Origin of the sequence: Streptomyces sp. NPDC020898 (assembly GCF_044333925.1) — a bacterium.
Taxonomy (GTDB): domain Bacteria; phylum Actinomycetota; class Actinomycetes; order Streptomycetales; family Streptomycetaceae; genus Streptomyces.
Genome location: NZ_JBIRRV010000004.1, coordinates 411,463 through 430,338 on the forward strand (window position 1 = coordinate 411,463; position 18,876 = coordinate 430,338).

Sequence of the window (18,876 nt, forward strand, 5' to 3'; positions counted from 1 at the left end):
TGACCCGGAAGTTCAGCCTCCGTAGTGTCCAGCGGTGCCCGCGTACGTGATTGCTGTTCACGTATGTGTACCGATGGGAGACAACGATGTCAGAAGTCGTGATACCTGGCGGCGGAACACCCGACGCCGAGAGCCGGGCGGTCGCCAAGTTCCTGCGCCGCATGCTGCCGATCCTCGTCCTGATGCTGCTGGTCAACCAGATGGACCGGACGAACGTCGGCTTCGTCCAGGACGAGCTCCGGGCCGACGTCGGGGTGAGTGCCACCGCGTACGGTCTCGGCGCCGGGCTGTTCTTCATCGGGTACGCGCTGTTCGAGGTGCCGAGCAACATGCTCCTGGAGCGCTTCGGCGCCCGGGTCTGGCTGACCCGCATCATGATCACCTGGGGTCTGGTGATCGTGACGATGTGCTTCATCCACAACGTCACGACGTTCTACGTCCTCCGCTTCCTCCTCGGTGTCGCCGAGGCGGGCTTCTTCCCCGGGGTGCTCCTCTACTTCACCCAGTGGCTGCCCGACTCCAGCCGGGGCCGGGCGAGCGCGATCTTCCTCGGCGGCTCGGCCACGGCGTACATCGTGACGGGCCCCATCACGGGCGCGCTCCTCGAACTCCACGGGACGGGCGGATTCGCCGGCTGGCGCTGGATGTTCGCGCTGGAGGGCCTCTTCTCGATCCTCGTCGGGGTCGTCGCCGGGTTCTTCCTCGTCTCGCGCATCGAGGACGCGCGCTGGCTCACACAGGAGGAGAAGGACGCGCTGAGTACGGCGGTCGCCCGGGACGAGGAGGCCCGCGCCCGGGCCCCCAAGGTGTCCCGCCTCAAGCTCATCCTGCACCCGCAGGTCGCCCTGCTGACCGGTGTCTTCTTCGCGATGGCGCTCACCGGGTACGCGATCACCTTCTGGCTGCCGAGCCTGGTCGACGACATCGGCGGGCTGTCGTCCTTCCAGGTCGGGCTGCTCACGGCCGTACCGTGGATCTGCGCCGTGATCGCGATGTACACGGTGAGCCACTTCACCGACAAGGCGCCCGACCGCCGCCCCTACCTCGCGGTCGCCCTGGTCCTGTCGGCCGTGGGCACCTTCCTCGCCACCCTGGGCTCCCCCTGGTTCGGGCTCGCCGCGCTCACGCTCGCCGCGGTCGGCGGGAAGTGCGCGGCCACCCTGTACTGGCCGATGGCCCAGTCCGGGCTGGACCTCAAGGTCGCGGCGCCGGGACTCGCGGTGGTCAACTCCATAGGAAACCTGGGCGGTTTCGTCTCCCCCTTCCTCTTCGGCTACCTCAAGGACACGACCGGCAGCACGAACGGAGGCCTGTACATGCTCTCCGCCGCGTCGCTGCTCGCGGTGGTGGGGGTGCTGTACATCAGGAACACGCGGGGGAGCGGGACGCCGGGTGCGGTGTCGCGGACGGCGACGGTCGCGTCCTGAGTCTCGTGCCGGGTCTCGTCCCGAGCAACGCCGAGGCGCCCGGGGTGAACCCACCCCGGGCGGCGGTACAGGTTGCCGGCGGTGTCGCGGGTGACGAGGTCGGCCCTGCCGTGATCTTGCCTCCCCGTAAGCCTGCTTGCGCCTGCCTCGGGCCTACTTGGCGCCTACTTGGCCACGAACTGCGTCAGGATCGCCTGCACCTCGTAGATGTCGACGCCCTTGGTGAACGTCTTCTGGACCGGGGTCGGGGAACCGGAGATCCAGATCTTGAGCTCGGCATCGAGGTCGAAGGTGCCGGCCGTCTCCACCGCGAAGTGGGTGATGCTGCGGTACGGGACCGAGTGGTACTCGACCTTCTTGCCGGTGATGCCCTGCTTGTCGACCAGGAGGAGCCGGCGGTCGGTGAACAGGATGGTGTCGCGGATCAGCTGGTACGCGGCGTGGACCTGCTCGTTCTGGCCGAGCAGCCGGGCGTAGTCCTGCTGTGCGGCGGACGGGTCGACGGTGTGCGCGTTGCCGAAGAGTGCCATGGACGAATCCCCCAGTAAGTGGACGTACGTATCCACTCATGTATTGGTAAGTCGTTGTAAGCCACGGTAAGTCGGTGGCTTCACATGATCTTCGCCCTGTATATCGCCCGAAAGAGGGGCCTGCCTAGAGGAGCGGGAGATTCCGTACATGCGGGAGATCGGCGTGGATCGCGGGCGTGCACGGGAGGTTCGCAGGAGGCGCACAGGCTTCTCGTCGGGAGCGCACAGCGGCCGGGCGTCTTATGGGGACCGTCGCACCGACGCTCGCTGGAGGAAGTCATGGGAATCGTTGTTCCGCTCACGCTGCTGCTGATCGTGGGAGCGGTGGCCTCCGTTGTCCTGCTGCGCAGGCAGGCGGGGGTGGGCGCGGTTCCGTCCGGGCTGGACGCGGAGGTCGAGGCCAACCGGTGGGTGGTGCGGCTCGGGGGGAGTCTGGCCGGTCTTCGGCCGGGGGCCGACGAAGCCGCCGCGCAGGCGCTGGCCGAGGCGGCCGGACGGCATCATGCCGCCCGGGGCCAACTGGCCTCCGCCCGCACTCCCGCCGAGTACGCCCTCGCGAGGCAGACCGCTGTGGAGGGGCTTCAGTATGTACGGGCCGCCCGGAGCGCCCTCGGTCTCGAATCCGCCCCGCCGGGCGCGGCCGACGAGGTGACCGGCGGCGCTGCCGACAGAACCGCCCGCCAACTCCGGGGAGCTGACGGGCGGTTCAGGGTCACTGCCTGAGCTGTACGGCTACTCGGACGCGCCGCCGAAGCGCTCCTTGTACGTCTCCAGGTCGTCGTCCGTCAGCTTCGCGAACAGGACCGGCGGGACCGTGAAGGCGGTGCCCGCGGGGACGGCGGACAGCGACTTCGCCTCGTCGGCCGTGATCCACGTCCGCGTGTCGTTCTGGAGCGCGAACGCCGCGCGCATCGTCGCCGCCGTCGCCGGGATGAAGGGTTCCGAGACCACCGAGTAGAGGTGGATGAGGTTCATCGCCGTACGGAGGGTCAGGGCCGCGCCGTCCTGGTCGGTCTTGATCTCCAGCCAGGGAGCCTTCTCCTCCAGGTAGGAGTTGCCCGCCGACCAGAGGGCGCGCAGGGCCGCCGCCGCCTTGCGGAACTGGAGCGCCTCCATCTGGCTCTCGTACTCCGCGAGCAGCTCGGCGATCTGCTCACCCAGCCGCGCCTCCGCCTCGCCGGCCGCCGCACCCGCCGGGACCTCGTCGCCGAAGCGCTTCTTCGAGAAGGAGAGGACACGGTTGACGAAGTTGCCGAGGGTGTCCGCCAGGTCCTTGTTCACTGTGGCCGTGAAGTGCTCCCAGGTGAAGGAAGAGTCGTCGGACTCGGGGGCGTTGGCGATCATGAAGTAGCGCCAGTAGTCGGCGGGCAGGATCTCCAGGGCGTCGTGCGTGAAGACGCCGCGCTGCTGCGAGGTGGAGAACTTTCCGCCGTAGTAGTTCAGCCAGTTGAAGGCCTTGATGACGTCGACCTTCTTCCACGGCGCGCGGGTGCCCAGCAGGGTCGCCGGGAACATCACGCTGTGGAAGGGGACGTTGTCCTTGCCCATGAACTGCGTGTAGTGGACGTCCGTTTCCGACTTCCACCACCAGGAGCGCCAGTCGCGGTTCTCCGGGCCTGTGTCTCGCGCGGCGTCTGCCCACTCCTTCGTCGCGCCGATGTACTCGATGGGGGCGTCGAACCAGACGTAGAAGACCTTGCCCTCCGCCGCCAGCTCTGGCCAGGTGTCCGCCGGGACCGGGACACCCCAGTCGAGGTCGCGGGTGATCGCGCGGTCGTGCAGGCCCTCGGTCAGCCACTTGCGGGCGATGGAGGAGGCGAGCACCGGCCAGTTGTCGGCGCGCTCGTCGACCCAGGCCTCGACCTCGTCGGCCAGTGCCGACTGGAGGAGGAAGAGGTGCTTGGTCTCGCGGATCTCCAGGTCACTGCTGCCGCTGATCGCCGAGCGCGGCTCGATCAGGTCCGTCGGGTCCAGGACGCGGGTGCAGTTCTCGCACTGGTCGCCGCGGGCCTTGTCGTAACCGCAGTGCGGGCAGGTGCCGATGATGTAGCGGTCGGGGAGGAAACGGCCGTCCGCGACCGAGTACACCTGGCGGATCGCCCGCTCCTCGATGAACCCGTTCGCCTTGAGCTCGCGGGCGATCTCCTGCGTGATCTCGTGGTTCTGGGGCGAGGAACTCCGGCCGAAGTAGTCGAAGGCCAGCGCGAAGCCGTCGTACACCGCCTTCTGCGCGTCGTGCGCCTGTGCGCAGAAGTCCGCTACGGGGATGCCCTGTTCCTTCGCCGCCAGCTCGGCCGGGGTGCCGTGTTCGTCCGTCGCGCAGATGTAGAGGACGTCGTGGCCGCGCTGGCGGAGGTAACGGGAGTAGACGTCCGCCGGGAGCATGGACCCCACCATGTTGCCCAGGTGCTTGATCCCGTTGATGTACGGAAGGGCGCTGGTGATGAGGTGTCGAGCCATTGCGGGCTGCTCCCAAGTCGCTACATGGAGTGACGGTTTCGGTGTGTTTGGACCGCCTACGAACCTTGAAATCGTAGCCGACGGACATGGGACGCCCGCCTCCCGTTTTTCTTGGTGGGAGGCGGGCGGTGGGTCGGGTACGGGGGTTGGTTACCGGGTTGGCTACGGGCGCCAGTTCGCCAGTACGCCCTCGTACAGCTCCGTGTCCGTCAGTTCGCGGGGGGTCGGGCCCGCGTGGAAGAAGGACGTGTTGTCCGTCTTCAGCTTGCGGAGGTAGTCGAAGGCCTTGTTCTCCTGCTCGCCGAAGGCGACGAAGGAGAAGAAGACGGAGGGGTGGCTCTTCGCCGCCTCCGTGAGGGACTGGGTCGCGGGGGTCTTGGCGTCCGGGGCGCCGTCCGTCTGGAAGACGACCAGAGCGGGATCGGTGGTGCCGGACTTCTGGTAGTGCGTGAGGACTTCTTCCACGGCTGCGTGGTAGCTCGTACGTCCCATGCGGCCGAGGCCGGCGTGGAGGTCGTCGATCTTGTTCTCGTGCTCGGTGAGGGTCAGCTCGCCGGTGCCGTCGAGTTCGGTGGAGAAGAAGACGACGTGGACGGTCGCGTCCGGGTCGAGGTGGGCGGCGAGGGCGAGGGTCTGCTCGCCGAGGGCCTGTGCGGAGCCGTCCTTGTAGTACGGGCGCATGGACGCGCTGCGGTCCAGGACGAGGTAGATCTTGGCTTGGGTGTGGGTGAGGTTGAGGGTGGTGAGGGTGGTGGTGCCGGCGTTGTATGCGGTGAGGAGGGATGCGGGTACTGCGGCCTCGGCTTCGCCGTCGGCCGTGTCTGTGTTCCCACCCGCACCACCCGTGACGGTTTCGTCTTCGGGTGCGGGTGGCCCCTGTGGGGCTTCCTCCACGTCGGCGGCTGCCGGTTCCAGGATCTCCGGCTCAGCGATCAGTTCCGGTTCCGGTTCCGGTTCCGGCTTCGATTCCAGCTCCAGCTCCGGTTCTGCCGTTGCCTCCGGCTCGACGATCGGCTCGGGCTCGGGTTCCGGGGTCACTTCGGCCGTCGGTTCCGGCGCGGGCTCCTCGGTGACCGCTTCGGGCTCGGGTTCGGGCTCGACAACGGCCTCGGGCTCCGGCTCGGGGGTCACCTCGGCGACCGGCTCCGCTTCGGGCTCCGGGGTGGGCTCCTCTACGACCGGCTCCGGCTCGGGCTCGGGGGTCACCTCGGCCACCGGCTCCGGCTCCGGCTCGGGTTCCGGGGTGGGCTCCTCGGCCACCGGCTCGGGCTCCGGCTCCGGGGTCACCTCGGCGACCGGTGCCTCGGGCTCCGGGGCGACGACCGCCTCGGCCTCCGGCTCGGCCGCAGCCTCGGCCTTCGGCTCAGCCGCAGCCTCGGCCTTCGGCTCAGCCGCAGCCTCAGCCTTCGGCTCAGCCGCAGCCTCAGCCGCCGGCTTCGGCTCCGTCTTGGCCTCGATCTCGTCCACCGGCCTTGCCGGCTTCGGGACCGTCACATTGTCGAAGGCTGCCGATACCAGGTCGTCCACCGCGGAGGGTGGCGTCGGTTCGGGGGTGGGCTCCGGGGTCCGGGTCAGTGTCGGTTCCGGGGACTGTGCCGGAATCTTTGGCTCGGTGGCTTCCTGCTGAGGAGCCGACTCCGCCTCCTGCGCGGGCGCCGCCTCGGCGTCACGCCCCTTGCGTGACCGGCCGAACGCGTTCCGCAGGAGAGTGAGAATGCCCATGTGCGCAACCCTTCACGTGAGTTGTAGCCGTCAATCCCTGGCCAGGACGGACACGTAAGGTTAGCGGGCCGTTCCGGCGATCTTGGGGTGGGTCTTTCACGGAACGCGTCGGACGTCAAGAGCGCCACTCCGCCAACCTCGGAACCGGGCCCTGACCAGCCCAGCTCGACACCGCCGGCACCCCCAATAGCCTTACCGCTCCCACAGGTTCACCCTTCGTTCACCCTGCGGCTCCACCCCCGCACCCGCGTCCACCTAGCGTCACGCTGACACCAAGGGCACGTATGGGGACAACAAGGGGAGAGTAAAGTGCGCAAGCTGCTGCCGATGATCGGAACGTCGTCCGGATCGCATCCTGGCGGACGGTCCGCGATGACCTGCCGTTTCCGGTGTGGTGACGCCTGCTTCCACGAGGTTCCCAACACCAGTGCCAACGAATACGTCGGCGATGTGATCGCCACCGCCCTCAGCCGCCGTTCCGTGATGCAGGCCGCCGCCGTCGTCACCGTGGCCACTGCGACCGGTGTCGCAGCGAACGTCGCCGGTGCGCAGGGTGCGGAAGCAGCCACTTCCGCCTCCCTCCCTTCCGGCTCACCCTTCTCCGCCGTACCGCGCGGGCTGCGTTTCACCGCCGTCGAGCCGAACACCGCCGACGCCGTGACCGTCCCCGGCGGGTATGAGCAGAACGTCGTCATCCGCTGGGGCGAGCCCATACTCCGTGGCGCCCCCGCCTTCGACCCGGAGAAGCAGACCGCCGCCGCGCAGGCCGGCCAGTTCGGGTACAACAACGACTTCCTCGCCCTTCTCCCCCTGCACGGGAACCAGAAGCTCCTGGTCGCCAACCACGAGTACACCGACGAGATCCTGATGTTCCGCGGCTACGACGCCGCCAACCCCACCCGCGAGCAGGTCGAGATCGCCTGGGCCGCGCACGGGCTCTCCGCTGTCGTGGTGGAGGGGGACCGCAGGACCGGGAAGCTCACGCCCGTACCGCGTCACCCGCTCAACCGGCGGGTCACCGCCACCACCGAGTTCCGGATCACGGGACCGGCTGCCGGGTCGGATCTCCTCAAGACCTCCACGGACCCGACCGGCCGCAAGGCCTTCGGCACCCTCAACAACTGCGCCGGCGGCACCACGCCCTGGGGGACCACCCTCCACGGCGAGGAGAACTTCAACCAGTACTTCGCCAACGCCTCCCGTGCCACCGACAAGCGGTACGGCATCGGCACCGGCGCCAGCGAGCGCAAGTGGGAGCGGTTCGACAAGCGGTTCGACGTCGCCCAGGAGCCCAACGAGGTCCACCGGTTCGGGTATGTGGTGGAGTTCGATCCGTACGACCCCTCCTCCACGCCCCGCAAGCACACCGCCCTCGGACGCTTCAAGCACGAGGGTGCCACCATCCGGCTGACCTCCGACGGGCGTCCCGTCGCCTACACCGGCGACGACGAGCGCTTCGACTACTTCTACAAGTTCGTCAGCAGCAAGCGGATGCGGCACGGGTCCTCGCGCTCCGACCGTGAGCACAACCTCTCCCTCCTCGACGAGGGCACGCTGTACGTCGCCAAGCTCACCGGTGACTCCCCCGCCATCGAGATCGACGGCACCGGCAAGCTGCCCGCCGACGGCGAGTTCGACGGCAGCGGTACGTGGATCCCGCTGGCCACCGCCACCGCCAAGGGCGCCGTCTCGCACGTCGACGGCATGACCGCCGAGGAGGTCTTCGTCTTCACGCGGCTCGCCGGGGACAAGGTCGGCGCCACCAAGATGGACCGGCCCGAGGACGTCGAGCCCAACCCGAAGACCGGCAAGGTGTACGTCGCGCTCACCAACAACACCAACCGCGGTGTCGGTACGAACGCCAAGCCCGACGAGGCAAACCCGCGCAACGCCAACAAGCACGGCCACGTCCTGGAGCTCACCGAGCGCTGGAACCGGGCCGACAGTACGTCGTTCGCCTGGCTGCTCTTCCTCGTCGCCGGCGACCCGAACGACCCGGCGACCTACTTCGCGGGCTTCCCGAAGGACAAGGTCAGCCAGATCTCCTGCCCGGACAACGTGGCCTTCGACCGGCACGGCAACCTGTGGATCTCCACGGACGGTGCCCAACTCGGCTCCCACGACGGCCTGTTCGGTGTGGCGACCCAGGGCCCCCGGCGCGGGGAGCTGAAGCAGTTCCTGACCGTGCCGAAGGGCGCCGAGACCTGCGGTCCGGTCATCGGGGAGCGCCAGGTGCTCGTCGCCGTGCAGCACCCGGGCGAGATCACCGGCGCGACCGTCGAGGCACCGGCCAGCACCTGGCCCGACGGACCGGGCACGTACGTCCGCCCGGCGGTCGTCGCGGTGTGGCGCAAGGACGGCTGCGACATCGGCGCCTGAGTCTGCCTACCTGTCTACCTTCTAGGGGAGGGCTGGGACCGGGGCTGGGGCCGGGGTTTTCGAACCACTCTGCTTCTGCTCCAGTTCCAGCCACTCCCGGTACGCCGGTGCCTGTCGCGCCGCCTCCCCGTACGCCTCCGCCAGCGCCGGATGCACCGCGTCCAGATCCGTCTCCGTACGGGCCGCCAGCAGCAGCCGTACGCCGAGTGGGTCGCCGTGCAGCCGGCGTACCGCAAGTCCGGGGCGTGGCAGGCAGGTCGGCTGGCAGACGGTGACGACCTCGCCGCTCGCGATCAGTGACGCCGTGGTGTGGTAATCGCCGTGCAGGACACGGGGGTTGAGGCCGGCGGTGTGCAGCATGCGCAGTACGGCGTCGAACTCGCCGTCGACCGTCTCGTCCACCATCCAGCGGTCGCCGGCCAGCTCGGAGAGGTCGACCACGGGTCTCGCGGTGGCCGGATGGTCGGCGGGCAGGGACACGAACTGGGGTTCCCGGTCGACCAGGACGCGCAGGCGCAGACTGTCGGGGACGCGGAGCGGACAGCCCTCCACCTCGTGCACGAACGCCACGTCCAGTCTGCCGTCGGCGACCATGCGCAGCAGTGCGTTCGCCGAGACGTCCATGCGGAGCGTGGGTTCCGGCCGGCTCTGGCGCAGTCGGCGGAGCCAGCCCGACAGGGCCCGGCTGCCGGTCGAGCCGATGCGCAGCTGCGGTCCTCCCGCGGCGGCGGTCCGTGCCTCCGTGACCAGTGCGCGCATCTCGGCCACCAGGGGACGGGCGCGGCTCAGGACGACCCGGCCGAGCGGGGTCGGACGGCAGCCGGCCCGGGTGCGGGTGAACAGCTCGCCGCCCAGCTCCTGCTCGATCCGGCGCAGCTGGGTGCTCAACGAGGGCTGTGCCACGCCCAGTTCACGGGCGGCCCGGTGCAGGCTGCCGGTGTCGGCGATGGCGCACAGCGCCCGGAGGTGCCTCACCTCTAGTTCCATGGGACCAGCTCCATGCGCATGCACATGCCCGAGTTCATGTCCATGCCATCGCAGCTTATGCCTGTCCGGCGGATCAGACCGGAGAGCCGGAGAAGAGCAGTGGTGGCGAGGGGGGTGGCGAGGGGGTGGTGATAGGGCCGGGCTATCACGACTTGCCATCATCACAGTCGTCGTGCGGTCGCTGACACTGACGATACGACCGGCCGACCCGCCGGTCATCACAGCCCCACCCCCCACTGGCGCGGGCCGTCCCCCTGCACGGAGACGGCCCGCGCCCCCCTTTTCCGACCCGGCTTTCCCACCCGTCCGGTCATTTGGGAGAGGTGATCGCCCGAGCCGCCGCCACCTCCTGGCGCAGGGGCTCCAGCACGCTGTCCGCCGGTCCGCTGAGGTCCGTACGCACCGCGTAGAGCGTCTCGATGCGGCGGAGTCCGTCCGACAACTCCTTCAGCTGGACGGCGACTTGGGAGATCTCGGCGGCGGACGGCGGCTCGGCGCCCTGCTTGATGTGGACGCGGGCGGCGGTCGTCGCGTCGACGATGCGTTCCACCGCGACGACGAGGGGCCACCAGGCTGCCGCCCGTCGTCCGGTGGGCGGCGGTTCGGTCAGGGCCCGCTGGAACTCCGTACGGACGACGGAGAGGTCGCGGTAGAGACGGCGGCGCATACGGGCGCGGGCAGCGCCCTCGGTGTCCGGGCGGAACGCGGATTCCACATACCGTGCCGTGTCCGCGACCGCGTCGGCGAGGCGGTCGCCGACGCGGGTGTGCCAGCTCTCCGGCCAGAGGAGATAGCCCGCGACCAGGGCGATTCCGCAGCCCATGAGGGAGTCGAGGAGCCGGGGCAGCAGCAGGGCCGCGCCCTGGTGGTTGAGGACGTCGGAGAGAAGGAGGATCACCGGCGTGATGGCGGCCGTCTGGTAGCCGTACCCGCGTGGGGTGAACGCCGGGATCAGCGGGGCCAGAAGGAGAATTACCGGTACGTCCCACCAGCCGCGCGGGACCTGGACGAGCACCGCCGCCGCGACGACCAGCCCCGCGACCGTGCCCAGCGCGCGCAGCAGTGCCCGGGAGAAGACGGAGCCGAAGTCGGGCTTCAGGACGAAGGTGATGGTCAGCGCGACCCAGTACGAGCGCGGCACCGGGACGGTGGACACCAGCACCTGGGCCAGGCCGATGCAGAGGGCGAGGCGCAGTCCGTAGCGCCAGGAGGTGGCGGACAGGACGACGTCCCGGGCGGCGCCGGCGGCGCGTACGCGTAGGGCGCCCGGGCGGCCGAGCCGGTCCTCGACCCCGGAGACGCGCAGGTCGGGGGAGCGGGTGCCGATCACCTCGGCGGCGTGGCGCAGCGCCCGTTCGACGGCGCGGGAGGTCTGGCCGGTCGGGGTGGGGAGAGTCAGTCCTATCGGGCCGCCGTAGCCGGTCTCGATGGCGTCGGCGAGGTGGCGGACCGCCTCCGGGACCTCGGGCGGCAGCGGGCGGCCGGTCTGGTGGGCGGCGGGGGCGGCCTCGACGACCGGCGTGATGGCGTTCAACTGGGCGAGCAGGCGCACGAGTTCGGGGCTGCGGCCGTGGTGGCGGGCGCGTCGGGCGAGAACGAGGTCGTACGACTGGTTGAGGGACTGGGTGACGGCGTGCCGGGCGTCCTCGTAGCCGTCGGTGGCGCAGGCGGCGAGCAGTTCGGCGACCGTACGGTAGGTCTGTGCGACCGACGCCCGCTCCGGCACCCCCGAGCGGAGCGGCCAGGCGAGCAGGGCCAGGGCAAGTACCAGCAGGCCGCCGCCCGACATCAGGACCGGTGCGAGCCACCAGGCCCCCGGCAGCGGCAGCCCCGCCCCGATCACCGAGTTGAGGAGCAGCAGCAGTCCGGATACGGAGGCCACGGCCCCGATCGTCGAGATCATCCCGGAGACGAGGGCCACGCCGGTGACGGCGGCGACGGCGACCCAGCCGTGGCCGAACACCAGTGATCCCAGGGTGACGCCGAGGGCGCCGAAGAACTGGGGGATCGCGATGTTGAGGATGCGCATCCGGTACGCGGCGGCGGTGTCGCCGATGACGCCCGAGAGAGCGCCCATGGAGGCGAGGGCGCCGTAGGCGGGGTGGCCGGTGGCGAGGCCGACGGCCAGGGGGAGCGACATCGCGATGGCCGCGCGGGCCACGGCGGGGCGGTTGACGGGCGGGGCCGCCTGGGGCCGGAGGTTCCGCACCAGCCAGTCGGGAGGCGTGAGGCCGATGGGGAACTCTCGGGACATGGGCCCATTATGGCCGGGTACGGGCGCGTCCTGTCTGCCCCGGCGGGCTCATTTCCGCTGGTGGGGGTCGAGGTGTGGACCCGCGTCCATCGGCCCCGTAATCCCACGGACCCGACCTTATTGCGCCGACGGCGCCGACGGGTCGATCCGTGTCGCCAGGAAGGTGGCCAGCGCCTCGTTGAACTCCGCCGGGCGTTCCAGGTTGGGCATGTGGGCCGAGCCCTCGATGAGGTGGAGGGTGGAGTCGGGGAGGATCGCGTGCATGGCCTCGGCGTCCGCGACCGGGGTGAACTCGTCGTCGGCGCCCACGACGACCAGCGCCGGGACGGCGAGACGGGCCAGCAGGGGGCGGTAGTCGGGGCGCTGTGCACGGCCCCGGAGCGCCGCCGCCGCGCCGCGCGGGTCCGTGGCCGTCATCATGCGGTGGACGTGGGCCTTGACCTGCGCGTCGGCGTACGGGGCCACCATCTTCCCCAGCACCTCGTCGGCGTACCCGCGCATGCCCTCGGCGAGCAGCCGGTCCGCCATCGCGTTGCGGGACAGGCGCCCCTCCGGGGTCTCGGGCTCCGGGAAGGTGTCGGCGAGGACCACGCCCCGGACGCGCTCCGGGAACCGGGCGCAGTACTCCATGACGATTTGGCCGCCCATCGACAGCCCGGCGAGGACGCACTCCGCCACCTTCGCCTCGTCGAGCAGCTCCTCGATGTCCTGCGCGAACCGGGAGAGCGGGGTCACGCCCGGTACGACCGGCGCGGTGCCGTAGCCGCGCAGGTCGGGGGCGATCACCTGGCGGGTGGCGGCGAACGCCTCGATCTGCGGGTTCCACATCGTGTGGTCGAAGGGGTGGCCGTGGATGAGAACAAGAGGGACCTGAAAAGGGACAAGAGGGGGCATGCGGACGACCCTAGATCGCCCCAACTGCTCGGTGCAATAAGATCTTTGCTCTCGGTGCAATGTGAAAGAACGATTCACCGGGAACGAGAACGAGTGCAAGAACAAGAGCGAGTGCAAGAACGAGTACGGGGATTCTTCATGGACGACTACCGGCGCCTCGCCGACCGCATAGCCGACGACATTGCCACCGGACGGCTCCGCCCCGGTGAACGGCTGCCCCCGCAACGGGCGTTCGCCCGGCGGCGCGGGGTCGCCGGGTCGACCGCGGGGCGCGTGTACGGCGAACTCGTGCGGCGCGGACTGGTCGTCGGCGAGGTCGGACGCGGCACGTTCGTCCGGGCCGCACCGCCCGCGCCGACCGGGCGGGCGCTCGCCGAACCGGCGGCCTGGACACCGGTGCCGGCGGTCAACTTGGAGCTCAACTACCCTTCCGCTCCCGGCCAGTCGGAGCTTCTCGCACCGGCGCTCGCGCCCCTCCTGCGGCCCGACGTGCTCACCGAGGCGCTGCGTCCCGCGGCCGCCGCCGGTACAGCCGAGGCCCGGTCGGCGGTCGCCGGGCTCCTCACCACCTCGGGCTGGCGGCCCGACCCCGACGGCGTCCTCTTCGCGGGCAACGCGCGTCAGGCGATCGCCGCCGCCCTCGCGTCCCTGGTCCGGCCGGGCGGCCGGGTCGGTGTCGAGGCGCTGACATACCCGCTGGTCAAGGAGATCGCGGGCCGCCTCGGTGTCACCCTCGTCCCGCTGGCCATGGACGCGGACGGCCTGCGCCCCGACGCCCTCGCCGCCGCCCACCGCACGGCCCCGCTGTCCGCGCTGTACGTCCAGCCGACGCTGCACAACCCGACGTCGGTGACGATGAGCGAGGGGAGGAGGCGTGAACTCGCGGGTGTGGTCCGGGAGTTGGGGGTGCCGGTGGTCGAGGACCGGATCTGGTCCTTCCTCGCCGATGCCAGTGCTGGTGCTGGTGCCGGTGCCGGTAGGGAAAGGGCTGCTGCTGGGGAGCGCGGGGAGCCCCTCGCCGCCCACGTCCCCGAACTGACCTACCTCGTCGACGGGTTGTCCAAGCGCGTGGCGCCCGGACTCACCGTCGGCATTCTCGTCGTACCGCCGGGCCGGGTAGAAGCCGTGGCGGCTGCTGTCCGGTCGGGTGGGTGGAGTGCCGGGCGGTTCGCGCTGGAGGCCGGGGTGCGGTGGGTCGAGGACGGGACCGTGGCGCGGCTCGTGGCGGCCAAGCGGGTGGACGCGGCGCGTCGACAGCGGCTCGTGGCACGGGAGTTGGCGGAGTTCGGGGACGCCGTGCGGTCCGATCCGTACGCCTACTACGCCTGGTGGGAGTTGCCCGCGCCCTGGCGGGCGGACACGTTCACGGCAGCCGCGGCGGCGCATGGCATCGCCGTCACCCCCGGGGACGCCTTCGCCGTGGGTCCGCAGCGGGCGCCGGACGCCGTCAGACTCGGGCTCGCGTCGGCTGCCGAACCGGAGCTGGCCCGGGCACTGCGGACGCTCGCCGCAGTCGCCCGGCGCGGCCGTACCGGTCCGTGAGCCACATGCCGAGGGCGACGGCGAGACCGAGGGCGAGGAGCAGCCAGGAGACCGTGCGGAGGGTGGCCGTCAGGGCGTCGTAGACGGCGCCTGCGGCGGGTGCGGAGACGCCCGGCGGCAGGTCGGCGAGGGTGAAGTGGCGGGCGATCACGAGCGCGACGCCGAGCAGCGCCCCGCCGAGCGCCGTACCGAGCGCGGTCGCCGTGATCGCCCGGCGGCGCCGGACGGCGAGGGCGATCCCGGCGACGGCGAGGGCGCCGGCCGTCACCGGAAGCCAGAAACCGGCGACTTCGAGCACGCGAAATCCCTTCCGGAGCGGCACGAGATCCTGGGCCGGCAGGACCGCGACCTCGGTGTGCGCGATCGGGATGTGGTTCGCCAACGGCACGCGGTCGAGGGTGAGTTGGCGTTTGACCTGGGCGGTGACGGGGGCGAGGTCGATGGTGACGGCGCCCTCGCCGCCGTAACTGCCGTAGGAGCCCTGTCTGTTGGAGGTGTCGGGGTCGCTGCGCAGGGCGTGCAGGACGGCCTCGTGGGTGGCGCGGTTCGCCGTGTCCCAGGCGGCGCGGAAGGCCTCGGTGCGGGTGAACGAGTGCACCGCGTCCTGCACGAAGTGCGTCACGGTGCCTTCGAGCGGGCCCACGTCGACCGCGTGCACGATCCCCGCGCCGACGCTGTCCGCGATCGCCGCCCGGACGTACGGGTTCTCGGCGAGCGGCGCCATCGTGGTGACGTACCGGCCGGTGTCGGCGAGCCCGTATGCCGCCCAGGCCGAGAGCGCGCCGAAGGGCAGCAGGAGACACGCGAGGGCGGTGAGGGCGGCCGACAGGGCGCTCCGGAGACGGTTGGACACCCCTTCAGGCAAGGGCCCGGGGGTGGGAAACGCGAGCCGGTTGACTGCATATGGGCGTGCGGGACAAGCCTCTTCGGTGGGCCTCCGGTGGAGCGTTCACCCGAACGGGTGTTTCCTGGTTTTGGGGGTTCTTGAGGATGCTTGGGGACATATCGGTGTCATATCGGGGGGCTTCTAGGAGTTTGGAGGCGGGCCATGCGCACCACTCCGGCCCTGCGGAACCTGACCGCGGCCCTGTTCACCGGCGGAATCCTGGCGGTACCGGTCGGTACGGCGACGGCGGCCGTGCCAGGTGGCACCGACGGCTCCGGGGTCCGGGGCACCGTCGTCGCCGCCGGTGACCTGAACCTGCGGAAGCAGCCGACCACGCACTCACCCGCCGTCGGGCAGCTGTCACCCGGCAGTCACGGCCGCGTCGAGTGCTCGGTCGCCGGACAGACCGTGCGCGGCGACCCGCACTGGTACTGGCTGGCCGGTGTCAACGCCTGGGCGAGCGCGGCCTTCATCGACACCGGGGGCCGGTCGGTGCCCAACTGCACCGACCCGTGCCCCGAGTGGAAGGACGACAACGGCCATGACCGCGACCGCGACCACGGCGAGTGGAGCGTCTCCGGGACGTGGAGCTTCACCTGGAACGTCACCGTCGGCTGAGACCTCGGCTGATACCGGTGCTCATTTCACCCGGTGACCGGCCGCGTCCTCGTGCGTGTAGTAGCGGTAGAACAGCACGGCGAAGACGGCCCCGGCGACCAGCGTCGCGTTGCCGGCCGACCGCAGCACACTCGCCCCGGTCTGGCTGTACAGGAACCCGAACGCGACCCCGGCGAACGCGCCCCAGGCCACCGCGTGCAGCTCGCGCTGCAGACGGGGCGCCACGGCCCGTACGCCGATGAACACCGCCATGAACGCCAGCGCGGCCACGAAGCCGAAGAGGATGTTCCAGCCGGTGATGGGACCGCCGTCGCGCCGGTTCGCCGCGGCCCAGAAGCCGTAGACGAGCCCGAGTACGACGGGCACCGCCCACTTCGCGGCCTGATGGGTCCGGGCGCTGAAGATGTCCGGATATCCGGACGACGTCACGTGAGCCATGAGAGTGCTCCTCTCTCTCCTCGCCCCCGCCCTCCAGAGCACACCTGGGGAGGGCCGCTGGCAAGTCGACAGAGAGGGGCGCCCGTGTTTCGCTGGGTTCCATGAAGCCGGTGGGCGCGGACGAGGGGTCCGCTTCCGGCGATGAGCTGCTGTTGCTGCGGGTGGGCGGGCGCAGCGTGGCCTGGGTGCCGCCGCTGGTGCTGCTGATCGGGATCGCGGTCCTCGACTGGAACACCACCGGCGAGTTCCGGATCATCTCCTGGATCGTGCTCGTGCCCGGGATCGCCGCCGCGCTCTGCCGGGTCGCCGGGACCGTCGCCTTCGCCGTGCTGTCCCTGGGCACCTATGTGGTCGTCGACGGTGCCTGGCCGCACCAGTACCAGACCGGGCTGCCCGACTTCATCCTCGTCGCGCTCGGCGGGCTGCTGGCCACCCTCGCCTGTGTGGTCCGGGTGCGCGACGAGGGGCGCATGCTGCACATGCGGGACGTCGCCGAGACCACCCGCCGTACGGTGCTGCGTCCGCTGCCGCCGGGCTGGGGCGGCCTCGACCACGCGGCGGTCTACCTCGCCGCGGACACCGTCGCCCGCGTCGGCGGCGACCTCTACGACATCCAGCCCGGCCCGCACGGCACCCGGGTCCTCATCGGTGACGTCCAGGGGAAGGGGCTCGGCGCGGTCGAGGCCGCCGCGGCGCTCCTCGGCACGTTCCGTGAGGCCGCGTACCACGAACCGGCGCTCGCGACGGTCGCGGAACGCCTGGAGGTACGGATGCTGCGGCACATCCGCTACCGCGCCGCCGTCGGCCGCGACGAGGGCGACCGGTTCGCCACGGCCGTCCTCATCGGCTTCCCCGAGGAGGGGGCCCACGTGGACGGGGCTTACGTGGAGGTCGTCAACTTCGGTCACGAGCCCTCCCTGATCGTGTCTGCCGACGGCGTACGGAGCTTGCCGCCGGGGGACGGACTCCCGCTGGGGCTCAGCGAGTTGACCTCCGGCCGGCCGGGATACGGGCTGCCGTCCGTGGTCCGCGTACCGCTCGCCGCCGGGGAGACCCTGCTGCTCGTCACCGACGGCGTGACCGAGGCCCGGGACGCCGACGGGGTGTTCTTCCCGCTGCGCGAACGCGTCGCCGACGCCGTCGCCCGCGACCCGCGCACCGCCGATCCGCATCGCCTGGTGGCGTACGTACGGGACGGCACCCTGCGGCACTGCGGCGGGCATCTCGCCGACGACACCACGGTGTTCGCGGTACGACCCGGTAGAACCTCCCCATAGGGGGCGTACGGCCGCCCGGCATCCCCTCTTCGCAGTCGCACCGGTTACGGTGCTGCCTAGGCATGCGACTGGCGTGAGGGGAGGGACGATGGCTGGAACAACGGGATCGACAGCGGGATCAACAACGGGAACCGCGTTGCTGCTTGCCGCCTCGCCCGTGGGCAAGGGCTGTCTCGTCGACGCGGCGTCCGTGCTGCCCGTTCTCGCGGCCGTCGCCCCCGCCGTGCTGGCCGGCACCGACACCGCGAACGTCGTCGAACTCGCCGACCCGCTGGAGCCGCAGGCCGTACTCACCCGGCTGCGTGCCGCCGCGGTGGCCCCCGGTCCGCTCACCGTCTTCCTCACCGGCCAGCTCCAACTCGACCGCAAACAGCACCTTCCGCATCTCGCCCTGGCCCGCACGACCCCCGCGACGGTCCGCTACACCGCGTTCCCCTGGCACTGGATCGCCGAGGAACTGCGGTTGCGTACGCCGGGTACGACGACCCTGTTCCTCGACCTCCACGCCGATGCCGCCGCCTGGCAGTACGTCACGGCGCGGCCGTTCACCGTGGGGCCCGGCGTGAGCGTGTACGGGCGGGTGGCCCCGCCGCCTCCCCGGCGGGCGGTGGCTGTGCCGACGTACATGAAGACGATCGCGACGATTCTGCGCAGCGGGCACCGTCCCGAGCCGGCGCGGCTGCACCAGCAGGCGTTGGGGCGGCTGTCGTCGGAGGGGGCGGCGTACGGGGATGTGGTGCTGGCCTGGGACGCGGTGTCCGGGGCGGGTGTGAGCGCGGTCCCGTCCGTACCTGAGCCGGTTCGCGCCGAAAGGGCGCGTCCTCAGACGCCGGACGGGCTGGGAGTGCCGACCGGAGCCGAAGAGGCACCCGGCGGAGCCGAGGAAGCAACGGCCGGCGACCCCCACTCCCTCATCACCTCCGCCGTCCAGGCCGGCCGTCACGCCGACGCCGACGCGCTGGCCGCCCAGTGGGAGCAGAGCGCCCTCCGTACCCACGGGCCCGCCTCCGAAGAGGTGCTGCACTGGACCGAGGTCCGGGCCGATCTCGCGATGTTCGCCGGGCACCCGGCCCGGAGCTGCCGGGCCTGGCTGAGCGTCGCCCGCAAGCGCCTCAGTGCCGGACAGGCACCGGACGCCCCTGCCGTCGAGTCGGCCGTCGACCGGGCCCACCACCAGTGGACCAGCCTCGGCGAGAGCGCCGACGCGCGTGAACTCGGGCCGGTGGTCGTCGAGTTGAGACGCCGGGTGCCGGGGCGGCGCGAGGGTGCGGTACGGCATGCCGAGCGGCAGCTGGAGAAGCTGGAGAAGTCGGAGACGCCACGGACCGCCCAGCACGTGCCTGGCTGACCAGGCCGCACGTTTGACCTGTGCGGTGATCGTTGTGGTCAACAGTTGGTCCAGCAGCGCCGAACGTGCCTGGTCGGCCACCGGGCCTCGCGATGCCCGGATGCCCGGTAGCCG

Annotated in this window: 15 protein-coding genes; 7 read left to right on the top strand and 8 right to left on the bottom strand. The window is 71.0% G+C overall.

Annotated elements, in window-relative coordinates:
- Window positions 1–86 precede the first annotated feature (86 nt).
- Window positions 87–1,427 (top strand): MFS transporter, encoded by a 1,341-nt coding sequence (locus ACH4TV_RS16280; RefSeq protein ID WP_398398435.1) that lies wholly within the window; start codon window positions 87–89, stop codon window positions 1,425–1,427.
- Between the two features lie 164 nt (window positions 1,428–1,591).
- Here ACH4TV_RS16280 and ACH4TV_RS16285 read toward each other — a convergent pair whose 3' ends face one another.
- Complete coding sequence (locus ACH4TV_RS16285) at window positions 1,592–1,957, bottom strand: PH domain-containing protein (protein ID WP_398398437.1); 366 nt, start codon at window positions 1,955–1,957, stop codon at window positions 1,592–1,594.
- Between the two features lie 279 nt (window positions 1,958–2,236).
- Between ACH4TV_RS16285 and ACH4TV_RS16290 the strand changes: the two genes are divergently transcribed.
- The gene (locus ACH4TV_RS16290) at window positions 2,237–2,680 is read left to right on the top strand and encodes a hypothetical protein (RefSeq protein ID WP_398398439.1); all 444 of its coding nucleotides are present in this window, start codon (window positions 2,237–2,239) and stop codon (window positions 2,678–2,680) included.
- 9 nt (window positions 2,681–2,689) lie between these two features.
- On the opposite strand, the gene metG is transcribed toward ACH4TV_RS16290, so the two are convergent.
- Both metG and ACH4TV_RS16300 read right to left on the bottom strand, forming a co-directional pair.
- The gene (gene metG, locus ACH4TV_RS16295) at window positions 2,690–4,417 is read right to left on the bottom strand and encodes a methionine--tRNA ligase (RefSeq protein ID WP_398398441.1); all 1,728 of its coding nucleotides are present in this window, start codon (window positions 4,415–4,417) and stop codon (window positions 2,690–2,692) included.
- A gap of 162 nt (window positions 4,418–4,579) precedes the next feature.
- The gene (locus ACH4TV_RS16300) at window positions 4,580–6,139 is read right to left on the bottom strand and encodes a VWA domain-containing protein (RefSeq protein WP_398398443.1); all 1,560 of its coding nucleotides are present in this window, start codon (window positions 6,137–6,139) and stop codon (window positions 4,580–4,582) included.
- A gap of 309 nt (window positions 6,140–6,448) precedes the next feature.
- On the opposite strand from ACH4TV_RS16300, the gene ACH4TV_RS16305 reads away from it, so the two are divergent.
- Window positions 6,449–8,518: a PhoX family protein gene (locus ACH4TV_RS16305; protein ID WP_398398445.1), complete on the top strand. Its 2,070-nt coding sequence runs from the start codon at window positions 6,449–6,451 to the stop codon at window positions 8,516–8,518.
- 21 nt (window positions 8,519–8,539) lie between these two features.
- Here the strand turns inward: ACH4TV_RS16305 and ACH4TV_RS16310 are convergent, their stop codons facing one another.
- The 3 genes from ACH4TV_RS16310 to ACH4TV_RS16320 form a co-directional block, all read right to left on the bottom strand.
- Window positions 8,540–9,505: a LysR family transcriptional regulator gene (locus ACH4TV_RS16310; RefSeq protein ID WP_398398447.1), complete on the bottom strand. Its 966-nt coding sequence runs from the start codon at window positions 9,503–9,505 to the stop codon at window positions 8,540–8,542.
- A gap of 310 nt (window positions 9,506–9,815) precedes the next feature.
- Window positions 9,816–11,759, bottom strand: coding sequence for an FUSC family protein (locus ACH4TV_RS16315; protein ID WP_398398449.1), 1,944 nt, complete (start codon window positions 11,757–11,759; stop codon window positions 9,816–9,818).
- Window positions 11,760–11,876: 117 nt separating this feature from the next.
- Window positions 11,877–12,653, bottom strand: a complete 777-nt coding sequence (locus tag ACH4TV_RS16320) for an alpha/beta fold hydrolase (RefSeq protein WP_398398451.1) — start codon at window positions 12,651–12,653, stop codon at window positions 11,877–11,879.
- Between the two features lie 138 nt (window positions 12,654–12,791).
- Here ACH4TV_RS16320 and ACH4TV_RS16325 point away from each other — a divergent pair, with 138 nt between their 5' ends.
- Complete coding sequence (locus ACH4TV_RS16325; RefSeq protein ID WP_398398453.1) at window positions 12,792–14,195, top strand: PLP-dependent aminotransferase family protein; 1,404 nt, start codon at window positions 12,792–12,794, stop codon at window positions 14,193–14,195.
- Here the strand turns inward: ACH4TV_RS16325 and ACH4TV_RS16330 are convergent.
- On the bottom strand, window positions 14,101–15,048 hold the full coding sequence (locus tag ACH4TV_RS16330) for a hypothetical protein (RefSeq protein WP_398398455.1): 948 nt from the start codon (window positions 15,046–15,048) through the stop codon (window positions 14,101–14,103). The two genes, ACH4TV_RS16325 and ACH4TV_RS16330, sit on opposite strands and share 95 nt — an antisense overlap.
- A 195-nt stretch (window positions 15,049–15,243) precedes the next feature.
- Between ACH4TV_RS16330 and ACH4TV_RS16335 the strand changes: the two genes are divergently transcribed.
- Window positions 15,244–15,699 carry an SH3 domain-containing protein gene (locus tag ACH4TV_RS16335; protein WP_398398457.1) on the top strand — a complete coding sequence of 152 codons (456 nt, stop codon included), beginning with the start codon at window positions 15,244–15,246 and terminating at the stop codon, window positions 15,697–15,699.
- A 21-nt stretch (window positions 15,700–15,720) separates the two neighbouring features.
- Here the strand turns inward: ACH4TV_RS16335 and ACH4TV_RS16340 are convergent, their stop codons facing one another.
- Window positions 15,721–16,137 carry a hypothetical protein gene (locus tag ACH4TV_RS16340; protein WP_398398459.1) on the bottom strand — a complete coding sequence of 139 codons (417 nt, stop codon included), beginning with the start codon at window positions 16,135–16,137 and terminating at the stop codon, window positions 15,721–15,723.
- Window positions 16,138–16,238: 101 nt separating this feature from the next.
- Here ACH4TV_RS16340 and ACH4TV_RS16345 point away from each other — a divergent pair, with 101 nt between their 5' ends.
- Window positions 16,239–17,414 carry a PP2C family protein-serine/threonine phosphatase gene (locus tag ACH4TV_RS16345; RefSeq protein ID WP_398398461.1) on the top strand — a complete coding sequence of 392 codons (1,176 nt, stop codon included), beginning with the start codon at window positions 16,239–16,241 and terminating at the stop codon, window positions 17,412–17,414.
- 88 nt (window positions 17,415–17,502) lie between these two features.
- A complete protein-coding gene (locus tag ACH4TV_RS16350; RefSeq protein WP_398398463.1) occupies window positions 17,503–18,762 on the top strand; it encodes a hypothetical protein in 1,260 nt (419 codons plus the stop codon).
- Window positions 18,763–18,876 lie beyond the last annotated feature (114 nt).

Bases quoted from the DNA above. Each gene is read 5' to 3' on its own strand.
- ACH4TV_RS16280 (WP_398398435.1), top strand. From the start codon at position 87: ATGTCAGAAGTCGTGATACCTGGCGGCGGAACACCCGACGCCGAGAGC.
- ACH4TV_RS16285 (WP_398398437.1), bottom strand. From the start codon at position 1,957: ATGGCACTCTTCGGCAACGCGCACACCGTCGACCCGTCCGCCGCACAG.
- ACH4TV_RS16290 (WP_398398439.1), top strand. From the start codon at position 2,237: ATGGGAATCGTTGTTCCGCTCACGCTGCTGCTGATCGTGGGAGCGGTG.
- metG (WP_398398441.1), bottom strand. From the start codon at position 4,417: ATGGCTCGACACCTCATCACCAGCGCCCTTCCGTACATCAACGGGATC.
- ACH4TV_RS16300 (WP_398398443.1), bottom strand. From the start codon at position 6,139: ATGGGCATTCTCACTCTCCTGCGGAACGCGTTCGGCCGGTCACGCAAG.
- ACH4TV_RS16310 (WP_398398447.1), bottom strand. From the start codon at position 9,505: ATGGAACTAGAGGTGAGGCACCTCCGGGCGCTGTGCGCCATCGCCGAC.
- ACH4TV_RS16315 (WP_398398449.1), bottom strand. From the start codon at position 11,759: ATGTCCCGAGAGTTCCCCATCGGCCTCACGCCTCCCGACTGGCTGGTG.
- ACH4TV_RS16320 (WP_398398451.1), bottom strand. From the start codon at position 12,653: ATGCCCCCTCTTGTCCCTTTTCAGGTCCCTCTTGTTCTCATCCACGGC.
- ACH4TV_RS16325 (WP_398398453.1), top strand. From the start codon at position 12,792: ATGGACGACTACCGGCGCCTCGCCGACCGCATAGCCGACGACATTGCC.
- ACH4TV_RS16335 (WP_398398457.1), top strand. From the start codon at position 15,244: ATGCGCACCACTCCGGCCCTGCGGAACCTGACCGCGGCCCTGTTCACC.
- ACH4TV_RS16340 (WP_398398459.1), bottom strand. From the start codon at position 16,137: ATGGCTCACGTGACGTCGTCCGGATATCCGGACATCTTCAGCGCCCGG.
- ACH4TV_RS16345 (WP_398398461.1), top strand. From the start codon at position 16,239: ATGAAGCCGGTGGGCGCGGACGAGGGGTCCGCTTCCGGCGATGAGCTG.
- ACH4TV_RS16350 (WP_398398463.1), top strand. From the start codon at position 17,503: ATGGCTGGAACAACGGGATCGACAGCGGGATCAACAACGGGAACCGCG.